Origin of the sequence: Mesorhizobium sp. M1409 (assembly GCF_040317535.1) — a bacterium.
Lineage (GTDB): Bacteria > Pseudomonadota > Alphaproteobacteria > Rhizobiales > Rhizobiaceae > Mesorhizobium.
In genome coordinates, this window is the sequence record NZ_JAMYKV010000016.1 from 63,854 (window position 1) to 84,613 (window position 20,760).

General features: G+C 63.7%; 20 protein-coding genes. 14 read left to right on the plus strand and 6 right to left on the minus strand.

Translation table 11 applies throughout. The annotated features are described in order from the left end of the window. Nucleotides 1–186 precede the first annotated feature (186 nt). From NKG99_RS15195 to NKG99_RS15255, 13 genes are all read left to right on the plus strand, one after another. Nucleotides 187–1,134, plus strand: a complete 948-nt coding sequence (locus NKG99_RS15195) for a carbohydrate ABC transporter permease (protein WP_032901495.1) — start codon at nt 187–189, stop codon at nt 1,132–1,134. Further along, a complete protein-coding gene (locus NKG99_RS15200) occupies nt 1,131–2,081 on the plus strand; it encodes a carbohydrate ABC transporter permease (protein WP_352869009.1) in 951 nt (316 codons plus the stop codon). Before NKG99_RS15195 ends, NKG99_RS15200 begins: the two co-directional genes overlap by 4 nt. 199 nt (nt 2,082–2,280) lie before the next feature. After that, complete coding sequence (locus tag NKG99_RS15205; protein ID WP_352869012.1) at nt 2,281–2,484, plus strand: hypothetical protein; 204 nt, start codon at nt 2,281–2,283, stop codon at nt 2,482–2,484. 2 nt (nt 2,485–2,486) lie between these two features. After that, entirely contained in the window at nt 2,487–3,599 is a 1,113-nt protein-coding gene (locus tag NKG99_RS15210; protein ID WP_352869015.1) for an ABC transporter ATP-binding protein, read from the plus strand. After that, the gene (locus NKG99_RS15215) at nt 3,592–4,605 is read left to right on the plus strand and encodes an ABC transporter ATP-binding protein (protein ID WP_352869018.1); all 1,014 of its coding nucleotides are present in this window, start codon (nt 3,592–3,594) and stop codon (nt 4,603–4,605) included. Before NKG99_RS15210 ends, NKG99_RS15215 begins: the two co-directional genes overlap by 8 nt. Nucleotides 4,606–4,690: 85 nt before the next feature. Beyond that, nucleotides 4,691–6,334, plus strand: coding sequence for a dihydroxyacetone kinase subunit DhaK (locus tag NKG99_RS15220; RefSeq protein ID WP_352869021.1), 1,644 nt, complete (start codon nt 4,691–4,693; stop codon nt 6,332–6,334). A gap of 72 nt (nt 6,335–6,406) precedes the next feature. Then, entirely contained in the window at nt 6,407–7,009 is a 603-nt protein-coding gene (gene dhaL, locus NKG99_RS15225) for a dihydroxyacetone kinase subunit DhaL (protein WP_352869023.1), read from the plus strand. Further along, nucleotides 7,006–7,395: a dihydroxyacetone kinase phosphoryl donor subunit DhaM gene (dhaM, locus tag NKG99_RS15230; protein WP_352869026.1), complete on the plus strand. Its 390-nt coding sequence runs from the start codon at nt 7,006–7,008 to the stop codon at nt 7,393–7,395. The genes dhaL and dhaM overlap by 4 nt, the downstream gene beginning before the upstream one ends. 21 nt (nt 7,396–7,416) lie before the next feature. Then, nucleotides 7,417–7,719 carry an HPr family phosphocarrier protein gene (locus NKG99_RS15235; RefSeq protein ID WP_352869029.1) on the plus strand — a complete coding sequence of 101 codons (303 nt, stop codon included), beginning with the start codon at nt 7,417–7,419 and terminating at the stop codon, nt 7,717–7,719. Further along, entirely contained in the window at nt 7,703–9,289 is a 1,587-nt protein-coding gene (gene ptsP / locus NKG99_RS15240) for a phosphoenolpyruvate--protein phosphotransferase (RefSeq protein WP_352869031.1), read from the plus strand. Before NKG99_RS15235 ends, ptsP begins: the two co-directional genes overlap by 17 nt. An 11-nt stretch (nt 9,290–9,300) precedes the next feature. Next, nucleotides 9,301–9,723 carry a hypothetical protein gene (locus NKG99_RS15245; RefSeq protein WP_352869034.1) on the plus strand — a complete coding sequence of 141 codons (423 nt, stop codon included), beginning with the start codon at nt 9,301–9,303 and terminating at the stop codon, nt 9,721–9,723. 95 nt (nt 9,724–9,818) lie between these two features. Beyond that, a complete protein-coding gene (gene dhaK / locus NKG99_RS15250; protein WP_352869037.1) occupies nt 9,819–10,805 on the plus strand; it encodes a dihydroxyacetone kinase subunit DhaK in 987 nt (328 codons plus the stop codon). A 70-nt stretch (nt 10,806–10,875) separates the two neighbouring features. Continuing rightward, entirely contained in the window at nt 10,876–11,895 is a 1,020-nt protein-coding gene (locus tag NKG99_RS15255) for a nucleotidyltransferase family protein (protein ID WP_352869040.1), read from the plus strand. Nucleotides 11,896–11,902: 7 nt separating this feature from the next. On the opposite strand, the gene NKG99_RS15260 is transcribed toward NKG99_RS15255, so the two are convergent. From NKG99_RS15260 to NKG99_RS15275, 4 genes are all read right to left on the minus strand, one after another. Then, entirely contained in the window at nt 11,903–12,790 is an 888-nt protein-coding gene (locus NKG99_RS15260; RefSeq protein WP_352869043.1) for a phosphoenolpyruvate carboxykinase (ATP), read from the minus strand. A gap of 86 nt (nt 12,791–12,876) precedes the next feature. Further along, entirely contained in the window at nt 12,877–13,311 is a 435-nt protein-coding gene (locus NKG99_RS15265; RefSeq protein ID WP_352869162.1) for a lasso peptide biosynthesis B2 protein, read from the minus strand. A 20-nt stretch (nt 13,312–13,331) separates the two neighbouring features. Continuing rightward, entirely contained in the window at nt 13,332–13,616 is a 285-nt protein-coding gene (locus NKG99_RS15270; protein WP_352869046.1) for a PqqD family protein, read from the minus strand. Between the two features lie 443 nt (nt 13,617–14,059). Beyond that, nucleotides 14,060–14,857, minus strand: a complete 798-nt coding sequence (locus NKG99_RS15275) for a DUF2259 domain-containing protein (protein ID WP_352869049.1) — start codon at nt 14,855–14,857, stop codon at nt 14,060–14,062. Nucleotides 14,858–15,000: 143 nt separating this feature from the next. On the opposite strand from NKG99_RS15275, the gene NKG99_RS15280 reads away from it, so the two are divergent. Further along, complete coding sequence (locus NKG99_RS15280) at nt 15,001–16,908, plus strand: propionyl-CoA synthetase (RefSeq protein WP_352869052.1); 1,908 nt, start codon at nt 15,001–15,003, stop codon at nt 16,906–16,908. Between the two features lie 281 nt (nt 16,909–17,189). Here NKG99_RS15280 and NKG99_RS15285 read toward each other — a convergent pair whose 3' ends face one another. Together NKG99_RS15285 and NKG99_RS15290 are read right to left on the minus strand one after the other, a co-directional pair. Next, nucleotides 17,190–19,577, minus strand: a complete 2,388-nt coding sequence (locus tag NKG99_RS15285; RefSeq protein WP_352869055.1) for a polysaccharide biosynthesis tyrosine autokinase — start codon at nt 19,575–19,577, stop codon at nt 17,190–17,192. Between the two features lie 237 nt (nt 19,578–19,814). Continuing rightward, the gene (locus NKG99_RS15290; protein ID WP_352869058.1) at nt 19,815–20,711 is read right to left on the minus strand and encodes a UTP--glucose-1-phosphate uridylyltransferase; all 897 of its coding nucleotides are present in this window, start codon (nt 20,709–20,711) and stop codon (nt 19,815–19,817) included. Nucleotides 20,712–20,760 lie beyond the last annotated feature (49 nt).

The window sequence follows — 20,760 nt, forward strand, 5'->3', positions numbered from 1 at the left end:
TTTCAGGTCGAATCGACCAGAAATCATCCGCCTCCAGGGATAAAAAGAGAGAGAGCATGATGTCGTCCGAAAACCGCTGCACACTTTTCGGCATCATGCTCTTGGTCCCGTGCCGCCCTTGGCACGGGACGCGGTTCAGATAAATTCCATGACAGAGACGACCAAGTGACCGAAGCAGGACTCACCATGCTCAATCGGACCGCGGAGAACGTTGCCCGGGCGACCCCGGAACCGTTGGCCCGCAAAGTCCGGGGCATCAGCGACAAGGGCCTGGCCTGGCTGTTCATCTCGCCGACGATCCTGTTGCTGCTCGCCATCAACATCTTCCCGCTGTTCTGGGCGATCTATCTGTCGTTCACCAACTACCGCGCCAACCGCCCGAACGAAGTGGTGAAGAACCTCGGCTTTGCCAACTACCAGCGCATCCTCGGCGACAAGGATATCTGGATCGCCATGCAGACGACGGCGCATTTCGTGTTCTGGACCATCCTGCTGCAGACGCTGATCGGCTTCACGCTGGCCTGGCTGATCGACCGGAAGTTCCGCGGCCATGCCTTCTGGACGACGCTGATCCTGGTGCCGATGATGCTGTCGCCGGCGGTGGTCGGCAATTTCTGGCGCTTCCTCTACGAGCCGCAGATCGGCTTGTTCGCCTATGCCATCTCGTTCGTCACGAGGATCCCGCCGACCGATATCCAGATGCTCTCCAACGTGTCGCTGGCGCCGTGGTCGATCATCATCGTCGATACGTGGATGTGGACGCCCTACGTGATGCTGATCTGCCTCGCGGGCTTACGCTCCATTCCCGAATACATCTATGAGGCGGCCGAGGTCGACCGCGCCTCCAACTGGCGGCAGTTCTGGTCGATCACCCTGCCGATGGCGCTGCCCTTCATCATGCTGGCGGTGCTGTTTCGCGGCATCGAGAATTTCAAGATGTTCGACATGGTCAATCTGTTGACCGGCGGCGGGCCGGGCTCGACCACCGAGGTCGCCTCGATCACGCTGAAGCGGCAAGCCTTCGAAAGCTGGCGCACCGGCTATTCCTCGGCCTTCGCCATCATCCTGTTCGTCGCAGTGTTCGGGCTGGCCAACATCTACGTCAAGGCGCTCAACAAGGTGAAGCAGAGATGAGCCTGACCACAGCCCATTCGGTCGTCGCACCGAGCAGCAACTCGAAGCGCATCGCCGGCGCGATCATCATTGCCTATGCACTGATCTCGATCGTGCCGCTGCTGTGGATCTTCGCCACCAGCTTCAAGACGCCGCCGGATTCGATCGCCTATCCGCCCAAGATCCTGTTCCAGCCGAGCCTCGAAGGCTACTGCAATCTGTTCACGACGCGGACGCGGCAGACGCCGGAATACATCAACTCGCTGGGACCGGCGACGAGCTTCTGCGACGAGACCACGCGCAAGCGCAACATGGTGATCGCCGGCCCTTCCAACTTCCTGCCGCGCTTCCTCAACTCATTGATCATCGCCTTCGGCTCGACCTTCTGCGCGGTGTTTCTCGGCACGCTGTCGGCCTACGGCTTCTCGCGCTTCAAGGTGCCGCTGGCCGACGACCTCTTGTTCTTCATCCTGTCGACGCGCTTCATGCCGCCGATCGCCGTCGCCATTCCGATCTACCTGATGTACCGCGAGCTTGGCCTGTCCGACACGGCGCTCGGCATGATCCTGCTTTACACGGCCGTCAACGTGTCGCTGGCGGTGTGGCTGCTGAAAGGCTTCATCGACGAGATCCCGCGCGAATATGAGGAAGCGGCGATGATCGACGGCTATACGCGGCTGCAGGCCTTCTGGCGCACCGTGTTGCCGCAAGCCACCACCGGCATTGCCGCGACCGCTATCTTCTGCCTGATCTTCGCCTGGAACGAATACGCCTTCGCGGCACTCCTGACCTCCGGCACGGCGCAGACCGCGCCGCCCTTCATCCCGACCATCATCGGCGAAGGCGGCCAGGACTGGCCGGCGGTAGCAGCCGGCACGACGATCTTCCTGGTGCCGATCCTGGTCTTCACCATCCTGCTTCGCAAGCAATTGCTGCGCGGCATCACTTTCGGCGCGGTGCGCAAATGAGCAGCATCATGAGTTGTCAGCAGGCATGGAACCGACGGCGCGGCAGCGTCCCTTCCCCCCGTTTACGGGGAGAAGATGCCGGCAGGCAGATGAGGGGCAGCGCTAGCTTTCCGGACTTGGGCGCCGCCCCTCATCCGGCCCTTCGGGCCACCTTCTCCCCGTGTAGTGACGGGGAGAAGGTGTCGCGGAGGTTGTCGCCATGACCCGCCGCAGCTCTGCCAAGCGCTCGTCCTGGCCGCGCGCGCTCCGCCGCGGCCTGATGGAAAACATCGCGACGGCGCTGATCGCCATCGGCTTCCTGATGCTGTTCCAGCCCTTCGCGCTGTCGCTCTACACCTATTCCTTCATCACCATGCTCGCCGGCACGGTGATGTTCATCATCGTCTCGAAGTTCCCGGAATAATCATGGCCGAAATTCGCGTCCAGCACCTGAGAAAGGCCTTCGGCGATTTCGTCGCCGTGAAGGATTCCAACTTCGTCGTCGAGGATGGCGAGTTCTTCGTCATGCTAGGGCCATCGGGCTGCGGCAAGACGACGACCTTGCGAATGATTGCCGGGCTCGAATTGCCGACCGGCGGCCAGATCCTGCTCGGCGGCGACGACGTCACCATGCGGCGGGCACGCGAGCGCGACATCGCCTTCGTCTTCCAGCTGTTCGCGCTCTATCCGCACATGAACGTGCGCAAGAACATCGGCTTTCCGCTCCTGGCGCAAGGCATGCCTTCGGCCGAGATTCGCACGCGGGTCGAGGAGACGGCGAAGCTTCTGCGCATCGACCATCTGCTCAACAAATCCGTCTCCGGCCTTGCCGGTGGCGACCGCCAGCGCGTGGCGCTCGGCCGAGCCATCGTGCGGCGGCCCAAATGCTTCCTGATGGATGAGCCGCTTGGCACGCTCGACACCGAATTCCGCGATCTGATGGTCCATGAGCTGCGCGAGCTGCACAACCGCATCCACGCCACGACGGTCTATGTCACGCACGACCAGATGGAAGCGATGTCGATGGCCGACAAGATCGCGGTGATGAACCATGGCGTCATCGAACAGTTCGGCACGCCACGCGAAATCTACGACCGCCCGGCGACCATGTTCGTCGCCGACTTCATCGGCTCGCCGCCGATGAATTTCTTGGGATTCGGCGGCGGGCTCGCCAAGGGTGCCAGGGAGATCGTCGTGCAAGGTGCGAAGGTGGCGGTGCCGGAGGTGCGCGAGGATATCGCACCTGCCGACATGGCGCTCGGCATCAGGCCCGAACACATCCGCTTCGACGACAATTCGCAGCTGCGCGGTGCCATCTATGGCACCGAATATCTCGGCACCACGCAAATCGTGGCGGTAGAGACGGCGGACGGCATCATCAAGGCACGCGTCCCGGCCGAAATCCGGCTCTCCACCGGCGACCATGTCGGGTTGGCGCTGAGCAGCGCGCGGCTGTCGCTGTTCGAGAAAGGATCCGGCCGCGCGGTGAGAACCGCGATCCACGACGTCGCCTCTGAGCGGAGGGCCCAGCATGGCTGATGTGCACATCAAGAACGTGACCAAGAGTTTTGGCGACCATGCCGCCGTCGACGGCCTTGATCTGGATATATCAGATGGCGAGTTCGTCGTGCTGCTCGGACCGACCGGGGCCGGCAAGACGACGACGCTGCGGCTCATCGCCGGGCTGGAGCGACCGGATTCCGGCACGATCGAAATCGGCGGACACAATGCCACGACGCTGTCGCCGGCGGAGCGCGACACCGCTTTCGTCTTCCAGCAGTATTCGCTCTATCCGCATCTGTCGGTGTTCGACAATCTCGCCTTCCCGCTGCGCTCGCCGGCTCGGAAAATGCCAGAAGACCAGATCCGCCGCCGGGTCGAGGAGGTGGCCAGGATGGTGCGCATCCATCACAAGCTCGCCAACCGCTCGACCAAGCTTTCGGGCGGCGAAATGCAGCGCGTCGCCATCGGCCGCGCGCTGGTGCGCAAGCCCTCGATCTATCTGATGGACGAGCCGCTGTCGTCGCTCGACGCCAAGCTGCGCGGGGATCTCAGGCTCGAGCTGAAGCGCATCCAGACCGAACTCGGCGCCACCATGCTCTATGTCACGCACGACCAGATCGAGGCGATGACGATGGCCGACCGCATCGGCATCCTTGCCGACGGCGTGCTGGTGCAGATCGGCTCGCCGCGAATCATATATTCGGAGCCGGCGAACCTGCATGTCGCGGCAAGACTCGGCCAGCCGGCGATCAATCTTCTGCCGACCGGACTGCTGCCCGATGGTGGCGCGCCGGCGGGAACCAAGACGATCGGCGCGCGCACCGAACATCTGACGATCGAAAAGGCAACCAACGGCCACGCCGACGGCGTGGTCGACTGGGTCGAGCATCTCGGCGACCAGAACCACCTGCATGTTACGGTTGGGTCGAAGAAACTGGTGACGCTGACCGACCCCGACACGGATCTGGCGCAGGGCGACAGAGTGGTGATCCGCTACCGGTCGCCGCTGTATTTTGGCGCCGACGGACAACGACTGATGTGAATGGGGCTGATGTGAGCGGTTTTCGGTGTTTGCTTGCCAAGGGCTCGGCGCCGGTTTTTGACTTTGCGAGTACGGGACGAATTCGATGAAGCACTTTTTCAATCGCAGGGAAACGATCGTCACCGAGGCGCTGGACGGTCTGTTGCGGACCATCGGATCAGGCGATCTCGCGCGCCTCGACGGCTATCCCGAGATCAAGGTGATCCTGCGCGCCGGTTGGGACAAGACGAAGGTCAGCGTCATCTCCGGTGGTGGCGCCGGGCACGAGCCGTCGCATGCCGGCTTCGTCGGCAAGGGCATGCTGACGGCGGCGGTTTCGGGCGAGATCTTTGCCTCACCGAGCGTCGAAGCCGTGCTGGCGGCAATTCGCGCGGTGACCGGCCCGGCCGGCTGCCTGCTCATCGTCAAGAATTATACCGGCGACCGTCTCAATTTCGGCCTGGCGGCCGAGAAGGCGCGCGCCGAAGGGTTTCGTGTCGAAATGGTCATCGTCGCCGACGATATCGCTTTGCCTGACATCACCCAGCCGCGCGGCGTCGCCGGCACCTTGTTCGTGCACAAGATCGCTGGCCATCTGTCGGAAGCCGGTCATGACCTCGCGTCCGTTGCGGCAGCCGCGCGCACGGCTGCGAAGGACATCGTTTCGCTCGGCATGTCGCTGTCGTCCTGCTCGATCCCCGGTCAGCCGCATGAAGACCGGTTTGGCGAAAATGACGGCGAGCTCGGCCTCGGCATTCATGGCGAGCCGGGCGTCGAGCGCATTGCGGTGCAAAGCGCCGACAGGCTGGTCGCGATCATGGCCGAGCGCCTGTCGGCACGGCTCGACCCTGCGGCCAGCTACGCCCTGCTGATCAATAATCTCGGTTCGGTGCCACCGCTCGAAATGTCCGTTATCGCCAACGCGGTGCTTGCCGCACCACTCGCCAAAGCGATCAAGCTGACGATCGGCCCGGGCCCGCTGATGACGGCGCTCAACATGAACGGCTTCTCGCTGTCGCTGATCCGGCTCGACGCGGCACGCGAAACAGCCTTGCTGGCGCCGGTCGGCCCGCATGCCTGGATGCCGGCAAAGCCCGTTGTGCCGCCTGCCGTCGTGCCGATGGCGAAAGCGGCCGGACAGAGCGCGGTGCCCAAGCCCACCCAGGATGCACGCACCAGACGGCTGGTCGTCACGGTCTGCGAAAGGCTGATCGCGCTCGAAGGCACCTTGAACGCGCTGGACGCCAAGGCAGGCGACGGCGACACCGGCTCGACGGCAGCGACCGGCGCACGCAGCGTGCTGGAACGGCTCGACACGCTGCCGCTTGCCGAACCTGCCGCGACCCTTGGTGCGATAGGTAACATACTGAGCGCCTCCATGGGCGGCTCCAGCGGCGTGCTGCTGTCGATCTTCTTCACCGCGGCGGCGCAGGCTCTGAACGGCGGCGCGAACCTGGCCGAGGCGCTGCTAGCCGGCCTGGAGCGGATGACGTTCTATGGCGGTGCAAGGATGGGGGATCGCACGATGATTGATGCCCTGGAACCAGCGCTGAAAGCGCTCGCCGCCAACGGCCTGGAAGATGCGGCACCAGCGGCCCGACGCGGTGCCGAGGCCACTGCCGCCATGGACAGGGCGAAAGCCGGACGATCCGCCTATGTCGGCGGCAAGCTGCAAGGTGTTGTAGACCCCGGCGCCTATGCGGTAGCCGAGGTCTTCGCGGCCGCCGCCGCGCTGCATGAAGCGGCCTGACGCATGCTCCAGTTGTCGAATGACCGTTCTTTCGATACTGCCGGAAAGGTGGAAACCAGGAATGCGAGTGACATGGCGGCGCTGAACCTTGCCGGGTTGATCGCGGCCGCCGCGGATGCGATTGCCGCTCACGCCGAAGAGTTGACGGCGCTCGACCAGGCGATCGGCGACGGCGACCACGGGCTGAACATGAAGCGCGGCTTCGAGGCGGTGCGGGCCGAGGCCGAAGCGTTTGCTGCCAAGCCATTGCCCGAGGCCCTGAAGGCGATCGGCACCAAGCTGGTGATGACGGTCGGTGGCGCCTCCGGTCCGCTGTTCGGCACCCTGTTCCTGGCGCTCGGCAAGGAGATTTCGGCGGCGCCCGACCGCGCCGATCTGACGGCGGCTTTTGGCAAGGCGATCGAAGCGGTGGCCGCGCGTGGCAAGTCGCAGGTTGGGCAAAAAACCATGCTCGACGTGCTGCAGCCGGTGCATGACGCGCTGGTCGAGGGAAAGACTGGATCGGAAATCGCTGACTTCGCCGACGCCGCGGCTAAGGCGACCGTGTCAATGAAGGCCCTGCGTGGCCGCGCCTCGTTCCTCGGCGACCGCTCGATCGGCCATATGGATCCCGGCGCGCGTTCGACCGCGCTTCTGGTGCGCACGATCGTCGAAACGCTGGAAGGTCAGCCATGAGCAATGTCGGCATCGTCATCGTCTCGCATTCGCCGCTGGTCGCCGAGGGCACGGCCGACATGGTGCGGCAGATGGTGGGCGACGAAGTGCCGCTTGCATGGTGCGGCGGAAACGGCCATGGCGGGCTCGGAACCAATGTCGAGGCGATCATGGGCGCCATCGACAAGGCCTGGTCGGAAGCCGGTGTCGCCATCCTGGTCGATCTCGGCGGCGCCGAGACCAACAGCGAAATGGCGGTGGAGATGATCGGCGAGCCACGGTCGCAAAAGATCATCGTGTGCAACGCGCCGATCGTCGAGGGCGCGATCATGGCGGCGACCGAGGCCTCAGGCGGTGCCTCGCTGAAAGAAGTGGTGGCGACGGCACATGAATTGTCGCCGTCGTGAGTGAACGGGAAGCTTGACGACATGTCCGCAGCAGCCGAAGCGACCGTTGTGATCACCCACGAGGTGGGCCTGCACGCGCGTCCTTCGGTGAAGTTCACCAAGCTGGCCAAGACTTTTGCCGCCGAGGTGGAAATAGCGCTGGCCGCCAACGGGCCATGGTTCGACGCCAAGAGCATCGTCAAGGTGATGGCGGCCAAGGCGCCGAAAGGCACGCTGCTGCACATCAGGGCGAGCGGCGACGGCGCCGATGATGCCGTCGACGCGCTGGTCGAACTGGTGCGGCGCGACTTCGATGAAGGCACGGACCATGTCCGGACCGCTTAGGCTGCAAGGCATTTCGGCCTCGGCCGGCTATGCCGAGGGGCCGCTGTTCGATCTCGACCGGATTGCCGCATCCTATGTCGGCAAGGCCACAGCCGCCGGAGAGAAGGCCGCGCTTGAGAGCGCAATCGCCAGTGCGGCCGCTCGTCTCACCGCATTGATCCAAACCGCCAACGGCGACGCCGCCGACATTCTTGAATTTCAAATCGCCATGCTGGAAGACGATGCGCTGAGCAGCCCGGCCTTTGCCGCGATCGGGACTGGTCAACCCGCCGATGTGGCGTGGCGACAGGCACTGGATGCCGAGATCGCCGGCTACGATGCCTCAGACCAGGACTATTTCCGCGCGCGTGCCGCCGACATACGCGACATCAGGGACCAGGTGCTGCGGGCGCTGACCAGGGATAGCGACATCCCGGCACCGGCCGGCGCCATTCTCTATGGCGATGACATCGCGCCGACGCGCTTTCTCGAGACCGACTGGAGCAGCGGCGGCGGCATCGCGCTGAAGGCGGGCAGCACCGCCAGCCACGTCGCCATGCTGGCGCGCTCGCGCGGCGTTCCCATGGTAGTCGGGCTGGGCGCTTCGCCGGCTCACCTTGCGGGTATCGCCCTGCTCGACGCCGAACATGGCGGCATCGTTCTGTTGCCCTCCAGGGCCGATATCGCCGCCTTTCGCCAATCGTCGTCGTCGTTCTCGGCGCGCCGCGACCGGGCTGGAACGTTCCTGGCGCGGCCGGCGGTGACCAAGAACGGCACGGTGGTGCGCGTGCAGGTCAACATCGCCGACCCGTCCGAAGTCGACGGCATCGACATCGTCACCTGCGACGGTGTCGGCCTGATGCGCACCGAATTCCTGTTCGGCAGGACGCTTCCGGATGAGGAGACGCAATATCGCGCCTACCGCAAGGTGCTGGAGTGGGCCGGCGGCAAGCCAGTGACGATCCGTACCGTCGATGCCGGCGGCGACAAGCCGGTTCCGGGCTTCACCGTCGAGGAGAGCAACCCGTTTCTTGGCCTGCGCGGCATCAGGCTGTCGCTGGCAAGACCGGAGGTTTTTCGTGTACAGATTCGTGCGCTGTTGCGCGCCGCCGTGCACGGCAGTCTGAAGGTGATGTTCCCGATGATCGCCGTTATTGTGGAATACAGGCAGGCAGCGGCGATGTTCGCCGAGGAACAGGCAGCACTTGCCGCGCGCGGCATCGCGCACAGGATGCCGCCGCTCGGCATCATGGTCGAGGTGCCTTCGGTGGCGATCGTGCCGGAAGCCTTTGCCGAGGCCGCCTTCTTCTCGATCGGCTCCAACGATCTCACCCAATATGTCATGGCTGCGGCCCGCGACAACGCCGCCGTGGCACATCTCAATTCGGTCCGTCATCCGGCCGTGCTGCGGCTGATCGCCGCCGTGACCGCGTTTGGCCAGCGTGAAAAGATTCCGGTCAGCCTGTGCGGCGATGCCGGCGGCGATCCCGCCTCGATCCCGTCGCTGCTCGAGGCCGGCCTGCGCGAACTTTCCGTCGCGCCGGCGCAACTCGCCATGGCCAAGGCGGCCATCGCCGATATTTCGGTCTAGGCGCGGCTGGCATGATCGACAAGACACCCGAACCCGGTTCCGATGAGGCAATCCGCGCCTACAAGACGATCCTGTCGCACGTCATCGACCAGCGGCCGTCCGGCATGCGCCAGCGCCTCGCCGACGCGCTCGGCAAGCATCGCAGCTTCGTCACGCAGATTTCGAGCCCGGCCTATTCGATCCCGATCCCGTCAAAACATTTGCCGGCTATATTTTCGGTGTGCCATTTCAGCCCGGCAGAGCGCGATCAGTTTCTCGCAGCCTATCATCAGGCGCATCCGGGAAAAATGTCGGTCGCGGCAGGCATGCGCAAGACGCGGCATGTTTCATTGATCGTGCCGGATTTCGGCGACGACAAGCAGAACGCCGCGCTCGACAGGGCTGTCAACGACTTCATCCAGAAGATCACCAGCATCACCGGCAAGGGTGGCTGACCCCTTGGAGTTTGTACGCAATTCCGGACGGAAAACCGTTACACACTTTTCCTGGAATTGCTTCGATGTCACGCCTATTTCGGGAGGAGACGGCCGTGAAGAAATTCATGAATTCGGTGGACACGGTGCTGACCGAGAGCCTCGACGGTTTCGTTGCCGCCCATGCCGACATCCTGGTGCTTGGCGACGAGCACAAATTCATCCGCCGCAAGACCTTGCGGCCGGGCAAGGTGGCGCTGATCTCCGGCGGCGGCTCCGGCCACGAGCCGCTGCATGGCGGCTTTGTCGGCCATGGCATGCTGGACGCTGCCTGCCCCGGCCAGGTGTTCACCTCGCCGACACCGGACCAGATGCTGGCGGCGGCGGAAGCCGTCGACACCGGCGCCGGCTGCCTGTTCATCGTCAAGAACTACGAGGGTGACGTGATGAACTTCGACATGGCGGCAGAGATGTCGGAAGGGATCCAGCAGGTCGTGACCAATGACGATGTCGCCGTCGAGAATTCTTCTTATACGACCGGCCGGCGTGGCGTCGCCGGCACGTTGGTGGTGGAAAAGATCGTCGGCGCGGCGGCCGAACATGGCCTGGCGCTGGCGTCGTTGAAGGCAGTGGGCGACCGCGTCAACGCTGCCACCCGCTCCATGGGCGTGGCGCTGACCAGTTGCACGGTGCCGGCGGCGGGCAAGCCGACTTTCGACATCGGCGACGGCGAGATGGAATTCGGCGTCGGCATCCATGGCGAGCCCGGCCGCCGGCGCGATACGTTGAAAAGCGCCGATGCTATCGCGCAGGAGATTTGTGCCGCGATCCTGGGCGATCTCGGCGACGGGGCGAAAGGCCCGGCGCTGCTGTTCGTCAATGGCTTCGGCGGCACGCCGCTGATGGAACTCTATCTGATGTACAACAGCGCGCGGGCGATTTTCGAGAAGCACGGCGTGACGGTGACCCGTTCGCTGGTCGGCTCCTACGTCACCTCGCTCGACATGGCCGGCTGCTCGATCACACTCACCATGCTCGACGACGAGACGACGGCATTCTGGGATGCGCCGGTGCGCACGGCGGCACTGCGATGGGGCATGTAACGCTGGCTTCCACTCCGCTTTTCTGCAACCATCCTGGACAATCCCTTTAGCCGCAACATTGTCCGGGTTGATGCTGCCATCTCTCACCCCACCCGAAGAAAAGCTGCTGCTGCGCTACGCCGATCCGGAAGCGTCGGCCTTCGACGCCGATAATTTGCCGGCAAAGTCCCTGACGGCGCTGCTCGACAATGCCGAGTTCCATGGTGTCCTGCCGATCATGCTGCGCAAGCTCAGCGGCGACGCGCGGCTGCCACCGGATCAGGGGCTGCGGGACAGACTGGAGGATCTGCGCCAGAAGGCGACGATCGCCACCGGCCAGTCGATGCTGCTGCGGTACCATGGCGACCGCATCATGAAGGGGCTGGCGGCGGACAACGTTCCGGCGCGGATCGTCAAGGGGCCGGTCTTCGCGCGCAAACTCTACCGCAACGTCGCCGACAGGCCGTTCACCGACATCGACATACTGGTCGAGCCGGCCAACCTGGCGCGGGCAAACCGGGTGATCGCGGCATGCGGCTTCGAGCTTGGCAGCAACGAGGCGCAATCCTACGAGTTGCAGGAGTTCAAATGGCTGGAGAAGGAGAATTCGAGCCTGCTGGTCGAACTGCATGGCGATCTGGTGCATGACACCGGCATGCGGCGGCGCCTGTCGCTGGGTTTCCCTGAATTGCGCGCCATCGACGGCGAGGCGACGGACACGCCGGCGGCGCTTTTGACGATTGCCATCGTGCATGCCGCCGGCGGCCACAAATTCCACCGGCTGCAGCTTTGCGTCGACGTGCTGCAAGGGGTGCGGGCGTTGCAGTCGGCGGAAGCGGAAGCGCGCCTGTTCGACGCTGCCCGCATGACCGGGATCGAGCTCGAACTGGCTGTTGTGCTCAATGTGACCGGCGAATTGTTCGAGGAGACCCGTGCGCTTGAACTCGCCGGCCGCATCAAGCCCGATCTCTCGATACGGCTGGCCAGACGGTTGATCACCACGAATACGCTGCTCGGCGTCAATTCCAGGGACAAGCTTGGTTCGCGCCTGCGCCGCGACGCCTTCCGATGGATCCAGCGGCTGGCCAAGGCCAGGCCACAGCTTGCCTGACTTGACGTCAATCCGGGGTAGAGCTGATCAGCGCCGCCGCGTCGGCCGGGTGCGCGCCCACCTCCAACCGGAAGGTCGGCACCGAATTGACCAGCCCGGCGATGGTCGCCAACCGGCGTTTTTGCATCGGCAGCAGCCCGGTCATGCCCGTGCGGACATTGTCCACTGCCAGCGCCACCATTGCGTCGGTCCTGGCCATGGCGACGAGCCGGGTCTGGCTGTCGGCGGAGCGCGCCAAGTGCAGAAGGGCCGCTACCGGCCTGGCGGACGCGTTTTCTACCCGCACGATCCCGGCCAGCCTTTCAAGCGAGACGGGCTGTTCGCCGTTGCGATCCCACGTCTGGCCGAGGCATGGCGCCACCCGCGGAATCATCTGCGCCGTCTTCCGGTGGATCTTGACGGCGCGCGGCAAGCCCCAGGCCACGACCTTGCTTGAAGCGACATTCACGATCATGGCGTCGTCGGAGCAGAGGCCAAAGCCCTGCGTTGCCAGAGCCAGCGACGTCGTGGTCTTGCCGGTGCCGCTCGGGGCATGGATCAGCACCACCGCATCGCTGCCCGGCAACGTCAGGCCCGCGGTATGCAGCATATGCTGGCCGCCAGCGTCGAGCGCGGCGTCGAGCACCAGCATCCAGGCCGTCCAGGCGACTTTCGTGCCGGGGCGCACCCGGAGCTCGGCCCAACCCTCGTCGCTCTTGATCGAGACGGTGAGACGTGCGGGAAAGACGAGATGGATGGTGCCGCCGGCCTCAATCATCCGGCAGTGGCCATCCTCCGGGACCTCACCATCGAAAACGAGGGATCCGTGGGGTGTCTCATCCAAGGTGTCGGTCTCGGTGATATCAAGGCGAAAGCCCGGCTCGACGGGTTCGGCGATACGCAGGCCGGCGAACATCCTGTCGAAATCCCGCCACAGCTCGGTGCGCTCGGCCGATATGCCGAGAATCTGGCCGTTGAGGGCGTAGCACGCTGAAGGTCTGGTCAAGCGGGACGCACCTTCGTGGCATCGGCATGGTGACGGTAGATCTCGACCATGCCGGGAAGGCTGTCGCTGACCACCGGCCTGCCGTCGAGGCAGACCCAGCAATGCGCCGACATGCGTGGCGCGTGCATCGACTGGGGATCAACGCCGAAGCGCAGGTCCGGATCGAAGCCGGCAAGGCGCAGGAAACGATGGCCGAGCAGACCCTCTCTCAGACACCTGCGGTCGCGCATCAGCCAGGGATGGCGGACGGTGCGGTTGACGCTGGCGACGATGTAGGCGGACGGCAAGCCGCGATAGGGCGTCGACGAGGTGAGCGGCGCCCATTTGAGCACGTCCTCGAAGCTGCGGTTGGCGACCAGGAACGGCATCAGCCGCGCGCTTGCCCAGAGATGGCAGCGAAACAAGGCGCGCATGAGCGGACCGTCGGCCATCAGGCGCGTATCTTTAGCCATCAAGCACCCGGCGCGGCGAGGATACCTTCCTCGATCAGATCGGTGGCCAGTGACGCCATATCCTGATCGAGCGTCCCCTTGTCGACCTCGAACTCCCCGCAAAGCAGGTCGACGATCTGGTCGAGGTTGCGCGCGCCGTCCACCTTGTCGAGGAAGGCTTCGGTCGTGCCGTTGCATGTGTAAAGCTGGCCGCTGCGCGCCAAAAGCACGACTGCACCATCGCCGACATGCTGGACCGAAGCGTCTTCCGCCAGCCGCAGAACCGTTCCAGAGCCAATTTCCATCACCAACCCCACCAAGCCATGCAAAAACCCCGGATTTCAGATAGCGCGGCGATGGAACGCTGTCTATCAGCCGATCATGGAGACCGGCGGCGGGCAGCCGCGGTTTTGCGTTCCGACAGATCCTCGTCCCGGTCGCGAAATCGCATCCGCGGCCTGCTCCCGGCCGGAATCGTCTCAGAAATAGACGCCAAGGCGAGGCATGGACAAGGGAACCGACCGGCTCGGCCGTTGCTTTTCTTCCCTGGAGTAAGGTAAAGCCTGCCTGGGTCTTGGGGAGATAGCGTATGGGTTACAATTGGGAGCGGGCTCCGACGAGCTTCGAACGTCACAGAAAAGCGCTGGCGACGGCAATTTTGATCGCTGGCGGCATTGGTCTCATGCTTGTGGCCCTGCCTATCTAGAACAATCAATAGTCATCGACAGGGCAACTTTGGGCCGTCGTGTCAGCGCGGTTGCCCGGTCACGGCGAGGAAGCGGCGATCACGCCCCTCAAAACCCTGGCTGAAACGCTGTACCAGCACGACGATCACCGCCGGCTTGCCGGCCGGGGTGAATTCGTAGGATTCCGACAGGCTGTAGGAGGTCGGGCAGTTTCTTGAGCCCGGCACGGCCTTGTCCTCGTGCAGGATCTTGAACGGCTTGCTGTCTTGCCCTTGCAGCGTCAGCCGGAAGCCGAGCGCCTTGCCGGATGTATCGCCTTGCCGCGCCGCATCGAAACTCGCCGAACAATCGCCCGTGCTGGCCGCCAGGATCTGATCGAGCTGGATGGTCGAAATATCCGTTTCGCCATAGAGCGGCGCCAGCCACTTCTGCGACACCTGTTCGAGGCGGGAAATGTCGTTGTAGGCAATCATCTCACCTGGAAAGGTGAACTTATCGGAAGCTGTCTGATCGCCGCGCGATGCGATGGCATATCTGGCAAGAACGGGCGCCGCCCTGACGGCGGCCTGCGCCCTCGCCTGTTCCAGGGTCAGCGTCGCTTCCTCCGACGCGTCGACGACGAGGATCGGCTTGCCGCCGACGAATTCATCGGTGCGCGTGTCGATGATGTCGATCTCCGACCAGCCGGAGTCCGAGGCGCCGGCATCGAGCTTTCCATATTGCTCGAAGGCGAAATAGGCACCGTCGGGCGAAAAGCCGATGATACGCCGTGCCGCGGCATCGCCGGCCTGAGCGGCTCCGGTGGAGATCGCGAGCAAGACAGCCAGGAAGGATGGAAGCAAGGATCGCCTGGCAAACATCGCGGCTCCAATCCCATATCGCAATTTCATAGCAGCTTGCCCCCAAGCACCAGGTCGATGTCGTCAGCACAATGGCGTACATTTGCGGCCAAGGTTAGAGCGCGCTATCTGGAGGGAAGAAAATCGTTCCTGGGGAGGGCCTTATGGCTTCACGCTATCACGAGGTCTATGACGGCTGGAAACGCGACCCGGAGCAATTCTGGGCTGACGCGGCCGGCGCCATCGACTGGTATTCGCCCTACGACAAGGTGTTCGACGCCACTGCCGGGGTCTATGGCCGATGGTTCACCGGCGCCACCTGCAACACCTGCTACAACGCCATCGACCGCCATGTGGCGGGCGGACGCGCCGACCAGATCGCGCTGATCCATGACAGCGCCATCACCGGCACGGTCAAGAAATTCACCTATGCCGAACTCAAGCGCGAGGTGGTCGCACTCACCTCGGTGCTGAAGAACCGCGGCATTCGCAAGGGCGACCGCGTTATCATCTACATGCCGATGGTGGCCGAGGCGGCCATCGCCATGCTGGCCTGTGCCCGCATCGGCGCGGTGCATTCGGTGGTGTTCGGCGGCTTTGCCTCGCATGAGCTCGCCACCCGCATCGACGACGCCAGGCCGAAGCTGATCATTTCCGCCTCCTGCGGCCTGGAGCCGGGCCGCGTCGTCGCCTACAAGCCGCTGCTCGACAAGGCGATCGAGATTTCCCGCCACAAGCCGGACGCCTGCCTGATCCTGCAGCGCGACCAACTGCGCTGCGACCTCAGGGAGCATTTCGACATCGACTACGCCGATGCCGTCGCCCGCGAACGGGCAGCGGGCGCCAATATCGATTGCGTGCCGGTGCTCGCTACCGATCCGCTCTACATCATCTACACATCGGGCACGACCGGCCAGCCCAAGGGCATCGTGCGCGACAATGGCGGCCACATGGTCGCGCTGAAATGGACGATGGAAAACGAGTTCGGCGTCAAGCCGGGCGAGGTGTTCTGGGCGGCATCCGATGTCGGCTGGGTGGTCGGCCATTCCTATATCGTCTACGGGCCGCTGCTGCATGGCTGCACCAGCATCCTGTTCGAGGGCAAGCCTGTCGGCACGCCCGATGCCGGCACCTACTGGCGGGTGATATCGGAATACGGTGTCGTAGCACTTTTCACCGCGCCGACCGCGTTCCGCGCCATCAAGGGGCAGGATCCGAAGGGCGAGTTCATCGCGAAATACGATTTGTCGAAATTCCGCACGCTGTTCCTCGCCGGCGAGCGCGCCGACCCTGAAACCATCAAATGGGCGGAGCAGAAGCTGAACGTGCCGGTGATCGACCATTGGTGGCAGACCGAGACCGGCTCGCCGATGACGATCAATCCCGCCGGCCTCGGCCTGCTGCCGGTGAAATACGGCTCACCGGGCGTGCCGATGCCTGGCTACGATATCCGCGTGCTCGACGATGCGGGCCACGAAGTGCCGCGCGGCACGCTGGGCAATGTGGTGGTCAAGCTGCCGCTGCCGGCCGGCTGCCTGCCGACGCTGTGGAACGCCGATCAACGGTTCCGCCAAGCCTATCTCGACGAGTTCCCCGGCTTCTACAAAACGGCGGATGCCGGCATGGTCGACGAGGACGGCTATCTCTACGTCATGGCCCGCACCGACGACATCATCAATGTCGCCGGCCACCGGCTGTCGACCGGCACCATGGAAGAGGTGCTTTCGGCGCATCCCGATGTCGCCGAATGCGCGGTCATCGGCATTGCCGACGCCATGAAAGGGCAGGTTCCGCTCGGCTTCGTGGTGCTGAATGCTGGTGTGACGCGCGATATCGGCCTCATCGAGACCGAGGTGGTCGGCCTGGTGCGCGAACGCATCGGCCCGGTCGCCGCCTTCAAGACGGTGGTGACGATCAAGCGCCTGCCCAAGACACGCTCGGGCAAGATCCTGCGCGGCACCATGCAGAAGATCGCCGACAAGGAAGAATGGGCGATGCCGGCGACCATCGACGACCCGGTCATTCTCGACGAGATCGCCGCCGCCCTGAAGGAGCGCGGGATCGGCCTTTGAGCCGCTGAAGGGCTTGGCTTGTCGGGGCTGCGATGCTTGAGTGGCGATGGTCCGCGCCGGAGCGCCTTATCTCTATCTCCGGTCGATGGCAATCGGCGCGACGATGATCGCGGCAAGCTGGTGGCGACCTAAGCCGAGCCACGCATCCGGCTACTGCTCGACCGCACCATTTCCGCTGCCGGCTCAAGGCCGCGTAGCCAATCGTCTGCTCCGGTTAGCGCATCGCCACGTCACGTGCAGCCACAATGAACGCGGCCGGCCTTGCCCTGGCAGCGGTCAAATCAGACCGGTGCCTTGCTGCGCACTTCCGATTTTTCCAGATAGTAGGTCGAGTATTTATCGAAGAACTTTTCCGAGCCGCCGAACGATCCGTATTTGGCCAGCTTCTTCAGATCGACCTTGTTCAGCACCGCGCCGACGATCTTGTTGGCGACATACGGTTCGGATTCCAGCATCGACCTGACCATGGCGCGCGGCGTGCGCCCCCATTCGGTGACGAGCAGAAAACCGTCGACCAGCGGCGCGAAGGCCTTGGCATCGACCACTGGTCCAAGCGGCGGCAGATCGACGACGATGTATTCGAATGTCTCCTTGGCGTTCCCGATGAAGCGCCGCATGCCGGCGGAGGAGAGGAGTTCGCTGGTATGCGAGAAGTTGCCGCGCAGCACGGCCGGGATGATCGCCAGCTTCGTCTGCCTGTCGATCTTGCCGACGGACTGCCAGGTCTGGCCGTTGACCACCGCTTCCATCAAGCCCTGCTCGGCTTCCATGCCGAGGCCACGGCTGAGGCCGGGATTGCGCAGGTCACCATCGATCAGCAACGTCTTGGCGCCATTGGCGGCAAGCAGGCCGGCGAGATTGGCCGCGACCGTCGACTTGCCCTCGCCGGGAAGCACCGAGATGATGCCGATGACGCGGCTGCCTTGCCCTTCCAGCACGACGTCGAAGGCAATCTTGGCGCTGCGCAGCGTTTCGGAGAACATCGAGGCAGGCGAATCGATGCTGACCCGCATGCGCGCCCGTTTTTCCGCGGCCGACAGCGATTTGGCGGTCTTGGCATCCACCTGGGTATCGCCAGGCTTTTCTTCCTTGCCGAGTTTGCCGCCGATCATCGGCAGATAGCCGAGGAATTTCAGGCCGACCCGGTCGCGTACATCCTCGCCGGTCCTGAAGAACCGTTCGTTGAACTCGTTCAGGCCGCCGAAGCCGGCGCCCATCAGCATGCCAAGAACCAGCGAAAGTCCCAGCACGATGATCGTGCGTGGGCTTGACGCGGAGGTCGGCATCGAGGCGTCCGAGATGACGCGGATCTTGCCGACCGGGAAGGATTGCTGCTGCGCGGCTTCCTCGTAGCGGCCGAGGAAGGTCTGATAGAGCGTGGTGAGCGCCGTCGCCTGCTGTTCGAGTTCACGCAGCTTGACCTGCGTCTGGTTGTCAACGGAGCTCTTGCCTTGTGCGGCCGCGACATTGGCCCTGAGCGCGGTCTCGCGCGCCTGCGCCACTTCATATTCGTTGCGATAGCTTTCGGTCAGCTGCTTCAGTTCGCCGAAAATCTGCGTCGATATGTCGGTCTTCTCCTTGGTAAGCGCCACCGCCTGCGGATGCTGGGGGCCGAAATTCGCCTCGACGTCCTGCAGCCGCTTGGAGACCGTGAGGTAGCGGGTCTTGAGCGCCGCGATGACCGAGCTGCTCGGCTGGTCACTCGATATGGCGGCATCCTTGAAAGCGTTGTCGGAGCCGCTTTCGACAATTGCCTTGTACTGCTGGTAGCGGGCACTGGCGCGTGCGGTGTCGGCCTGCGCGACGATGAGCTGGGCGTTGAGATCGGAGAGTTGCTTGTCGCTCATCAGCTGACCATCGCTGTTGGCGGCCAAGCCATGTTCGGCCCTGAATTTCTCGACCGCGAGCGATGCCGCCTGCGAGCTCTGGCGCAATTCCGTCAACCGGCCCTGCAGCCAGACCGCCGCCCGCTCGGTGGCGTCGAAGCTGGCATCGAGCTGATCGGCGAGATAGGCATCGGCATAGGCTTTGGTGACCGCGTTTGCGAGGGCCGGATCCGTTGCCTGATAACCTATGGTGATCACGAAGCTTCGCCCGGTGCGCTCCGCCTGGACCTCATTCTGCAGCTTGAGGATCGCGTAGTCGCGACGAGACGTGGCGATAAGCGCATCGCGGGCGGCGGGGTCGAGCTTGCTGATGTCACCGACGCCCGGCGTGGCGGGGCTGGGGCGAACATACTGGATCAGGCTCCGGGCCAGACCGACGCCCTGGGCCAGAGCCGATACGGGCGGATTCATGAACGCATCGTTCTGGTCGAGCTTCAGCTTGTCGACCACCACGGCGGCAAGCCGCGTCGAATTCAGTATTTCGATCTGGCTCAGGATGGCGGAATCGGTCTGCATGGTTGTCGATGCCGCTGAGATGTCATCGACGATCTTGTTCAAGCCTTCGTCGATCAGCACGCTGCTGACCGACTGATATTTGGGCGGCGTGGTCTGCAGATAGAGCACGCCAAGAATGAGACCGATGATGGCGCACACGGCAACCACCTTGGCTTGCCGTGCGGCCATGCCAAGCAGCCGCTCGATATCGATGAAGTCTTCGCCGTCTCCTGCGTCTGAATTCGGCAATGGCATCCTCTTGTCGAGAGGAAAGTTGGCATAGTTCATCTTCGGTCCAATTCTAGAGCCGGTCCCATTCCGATTGATCGCAATGGGCTCTATCTCACTGTTTGAACATGATCTTTTCCGGAAACCGGGACCCACTTTCCGGGATCATGCTTTGGCTTGCAGGCGCCGCCAAGATCGGGAGCGTTTGCGCAAAACGACGCAAACCTCGTGCCAGACAGCGCAAAGCCTATCGCCCCGCGCCATCCACCATCTGAAAATGCTCCCGAAACATGGGCATTATGCGGCTTCTTCCTGACGTTCATGCGTCCGGACGAACTCCTGAAGCATCTCGAAAACCGGGCCCTTCATGTCGTCGCGCGCCAGCGCGAAGGCGATGTTGGCCTGGATGAACCCTTCCTTGGAACCGCAGTCGAACATGCGACCCTTGAAAGGCTGGGCGAAGAACGGCTGATCCTTCGACAGACGGACCATTGCGTCCGTCAGCTGGATCTCGTTGCCGGCGCCGCGCTGCTGATTGCCCAGAAGCGCGAAGATCTCGGGCTGCAGGATGTAGCGGCCGTTGATGTAGAAGTTCGACGGCGCGTTGGCCGGCGCCGGCTTTTCGACCATCGCCGTCACCTCGAAGCCACTGCCGATCTCGGCGCCGCGGCCAACGATGCCGTATTTGTTGGTCTCGGTTGGTTCGCAACGCTCGACGGCGATGACATTGCCGCCGGTTCGCTCGTAGAGGTCGACGGTTTCGGCGAGGCATCCGCGCCCGCCAAAGGAGACCATGTCCGGCAGCAGCAAGGCGAAGGGCTCGTTGCCGATGACTTCGCGCGCGCACCAGACGGCATGGCCGAGGCCTTGCGGCGATTGCTGGCGGATGAAGCTGGTGGCGCCGGCCACCGGCAAAAGGCTTTCCAGCGACTGCAACTGCGCCTTCTTGCCGGTCTGTTCCAGGGTTCCGATCAGTTCCGGATGGAGGTCGAAATAGTCCTCGATTACCGCCTTGTTGCGACCGGTCACGAACACGATGTGCTCGATGCCCGCCTCGAAGGCCTCGTCCACCGCATATTGCACGACAGGCCTATCGACGACGGGAAGCATTTCCTTCGGCATCGATTTGGTCGCCGGCAGGAACCGTGTTCCAAGCCCCGCCACCGGTATCACGGCCTTCCTGATTTTCTTCATCGCAAATTCCTTCTGAGGAGATCGACTTCAGTCCATTCACAGGCCACGA

Excerpts from the sequence above, each read along its gene's own strand:
- NKG99_RS15195 (WP_032901495.1), top strand. The coding sequence starts at position 187 with ATGCTCAATCGGACCGCGGAGAACGTTGCCCGGGCGACCCCGGAACCG.
- NKG99_RS15200 (WP_352869009.1), top strand. The coding sequence starts at position 1,131 with ATGAGCCTGACCACAGCCCATTCGGTCGTCGCACCGAGCAGCAACTCG.
- NKG99_RS15205 (WP_352869012.1), top strand. The coding sequence starts at position 2,281 with ATGACCCGCCGCAGCTCTGCCAAGCGCTCGTCCTGGCCGCGCGCGCTC.
- NKG99_RS15210 (WP_352869015.1), top strand. The coding sequence starts at position 2,487 with ATGGCCGAAATTCGCGTCCAGCACCTGAGAAAGGCCTTCGGCGATTTC.
- NKG99_RS15215 (WP_352869018.1), top strand. The coding sequence starts at position 3,592 with ATGGCTGATGTGCACATCAAGAACGTGACCAAGAGTTTTGGCGACCAT.
- NKG99_RS15220 (WP_352869021.1), top strand. The coding sequence starts at position 4,691 with ATGAAGCACTTTTTCAATCGCAGGGAAACGATCGTCACCGAGGCGCTG.
- dhaL (WP_352869023.1), top strand. The coding sequence starts at position 6,407 with ATGGCGGCGCTGAACCTTGCCGGGTTGATCGCGGCCGCCGCGGATGCG.
- dhaM (WP_352869026.1), top strand. The coding sequence starts at position 7,006 with ATGAGCAATGTCGGCATCGTCATCGTCTCGCATTCGCCGCTGGTCGCC.
- NKG99_RS15235 (WP_352869029.1), top strand. The coding sequence starts at position 7,417 with ATGTCCGCAGCAGCCGAAGCGACCGTTGTGATCACCCACGAGGTGGGC.
- ptsP (WP_352869031.1), top strand. The coding sequence starts at position 7,703 with ATGTCCGGACCGCTTAGGCTGCAAGGCATTTCGGCCTCGGCCGGCTAT.
- NKG99_RS15245 (WP_352869034.1), top strand. The coding sequence starts at position 9,301 with ATGATCGACAAGACACCCGAACCCGGTTCCGATGAGGCAATCCGCGCC.
- NKG99_RS15255 (WP_352869040.1), top strand. The coding sequence starts at position 10,876 with ATGCTGCCATCTCTCACCCCACCCGAAGAAAAGCTGCTGCTGCGCTAC.
- NKG99_RS15260 (WP_352869043.1), bottom strand. The coding sequence starts at position 12,790 with ATGTTCGCCGGCCTGCGTATCGCCGAACCCGTCGAGCCGGGCTTTCGC.
- NKG99_RS15265 (WP_352869162.1), bottom strand. The coding sequence starts at position 13,311 with ATGGCCGACGGTCCGCTCATGCGCGCCTTGTTTCGCTGCCATCTCTGG.
- NKG99_RS15270 (WP_352869046.1), bottom strand. The coding sequence starts at position 13,616 with ATGGAAATTGGCTCTGGAACGGTTCTGCGGCTGGCGGAAGACGCTTCG.
- NKG99_RS15275 (WP_352869049.1), bottom strand. The coding sequence starts at position 14,857 with ATGTTTGCCAGGCGATCCTTGCTTCCATCCTTCCTGGCTGTCTTGCTC.
- NKG99_RS15280 (WP_352869052.1), top strand. The coding sequence starts at position 15,001 with ATGGCTTCACGCTATCACGAGGTCTATGACGGCTGGAAACGCGACCCG.
- NKG99_RS15285 (WP_352869055.1), bottom strand. The coding sequence starts at position 19,577 with ATGAACTATGCCAACTTTCCTCTCGACAAGAGGATGCCATTGCCGAAT.
- NKG99_RS15290 (WP_352869058.1), bottom strand. The coding sequence starts at position 20,711 with ATGAAGAAAATCAGGAAGGCCGTGATACCGGTGGCGGGGCTTGGAACA.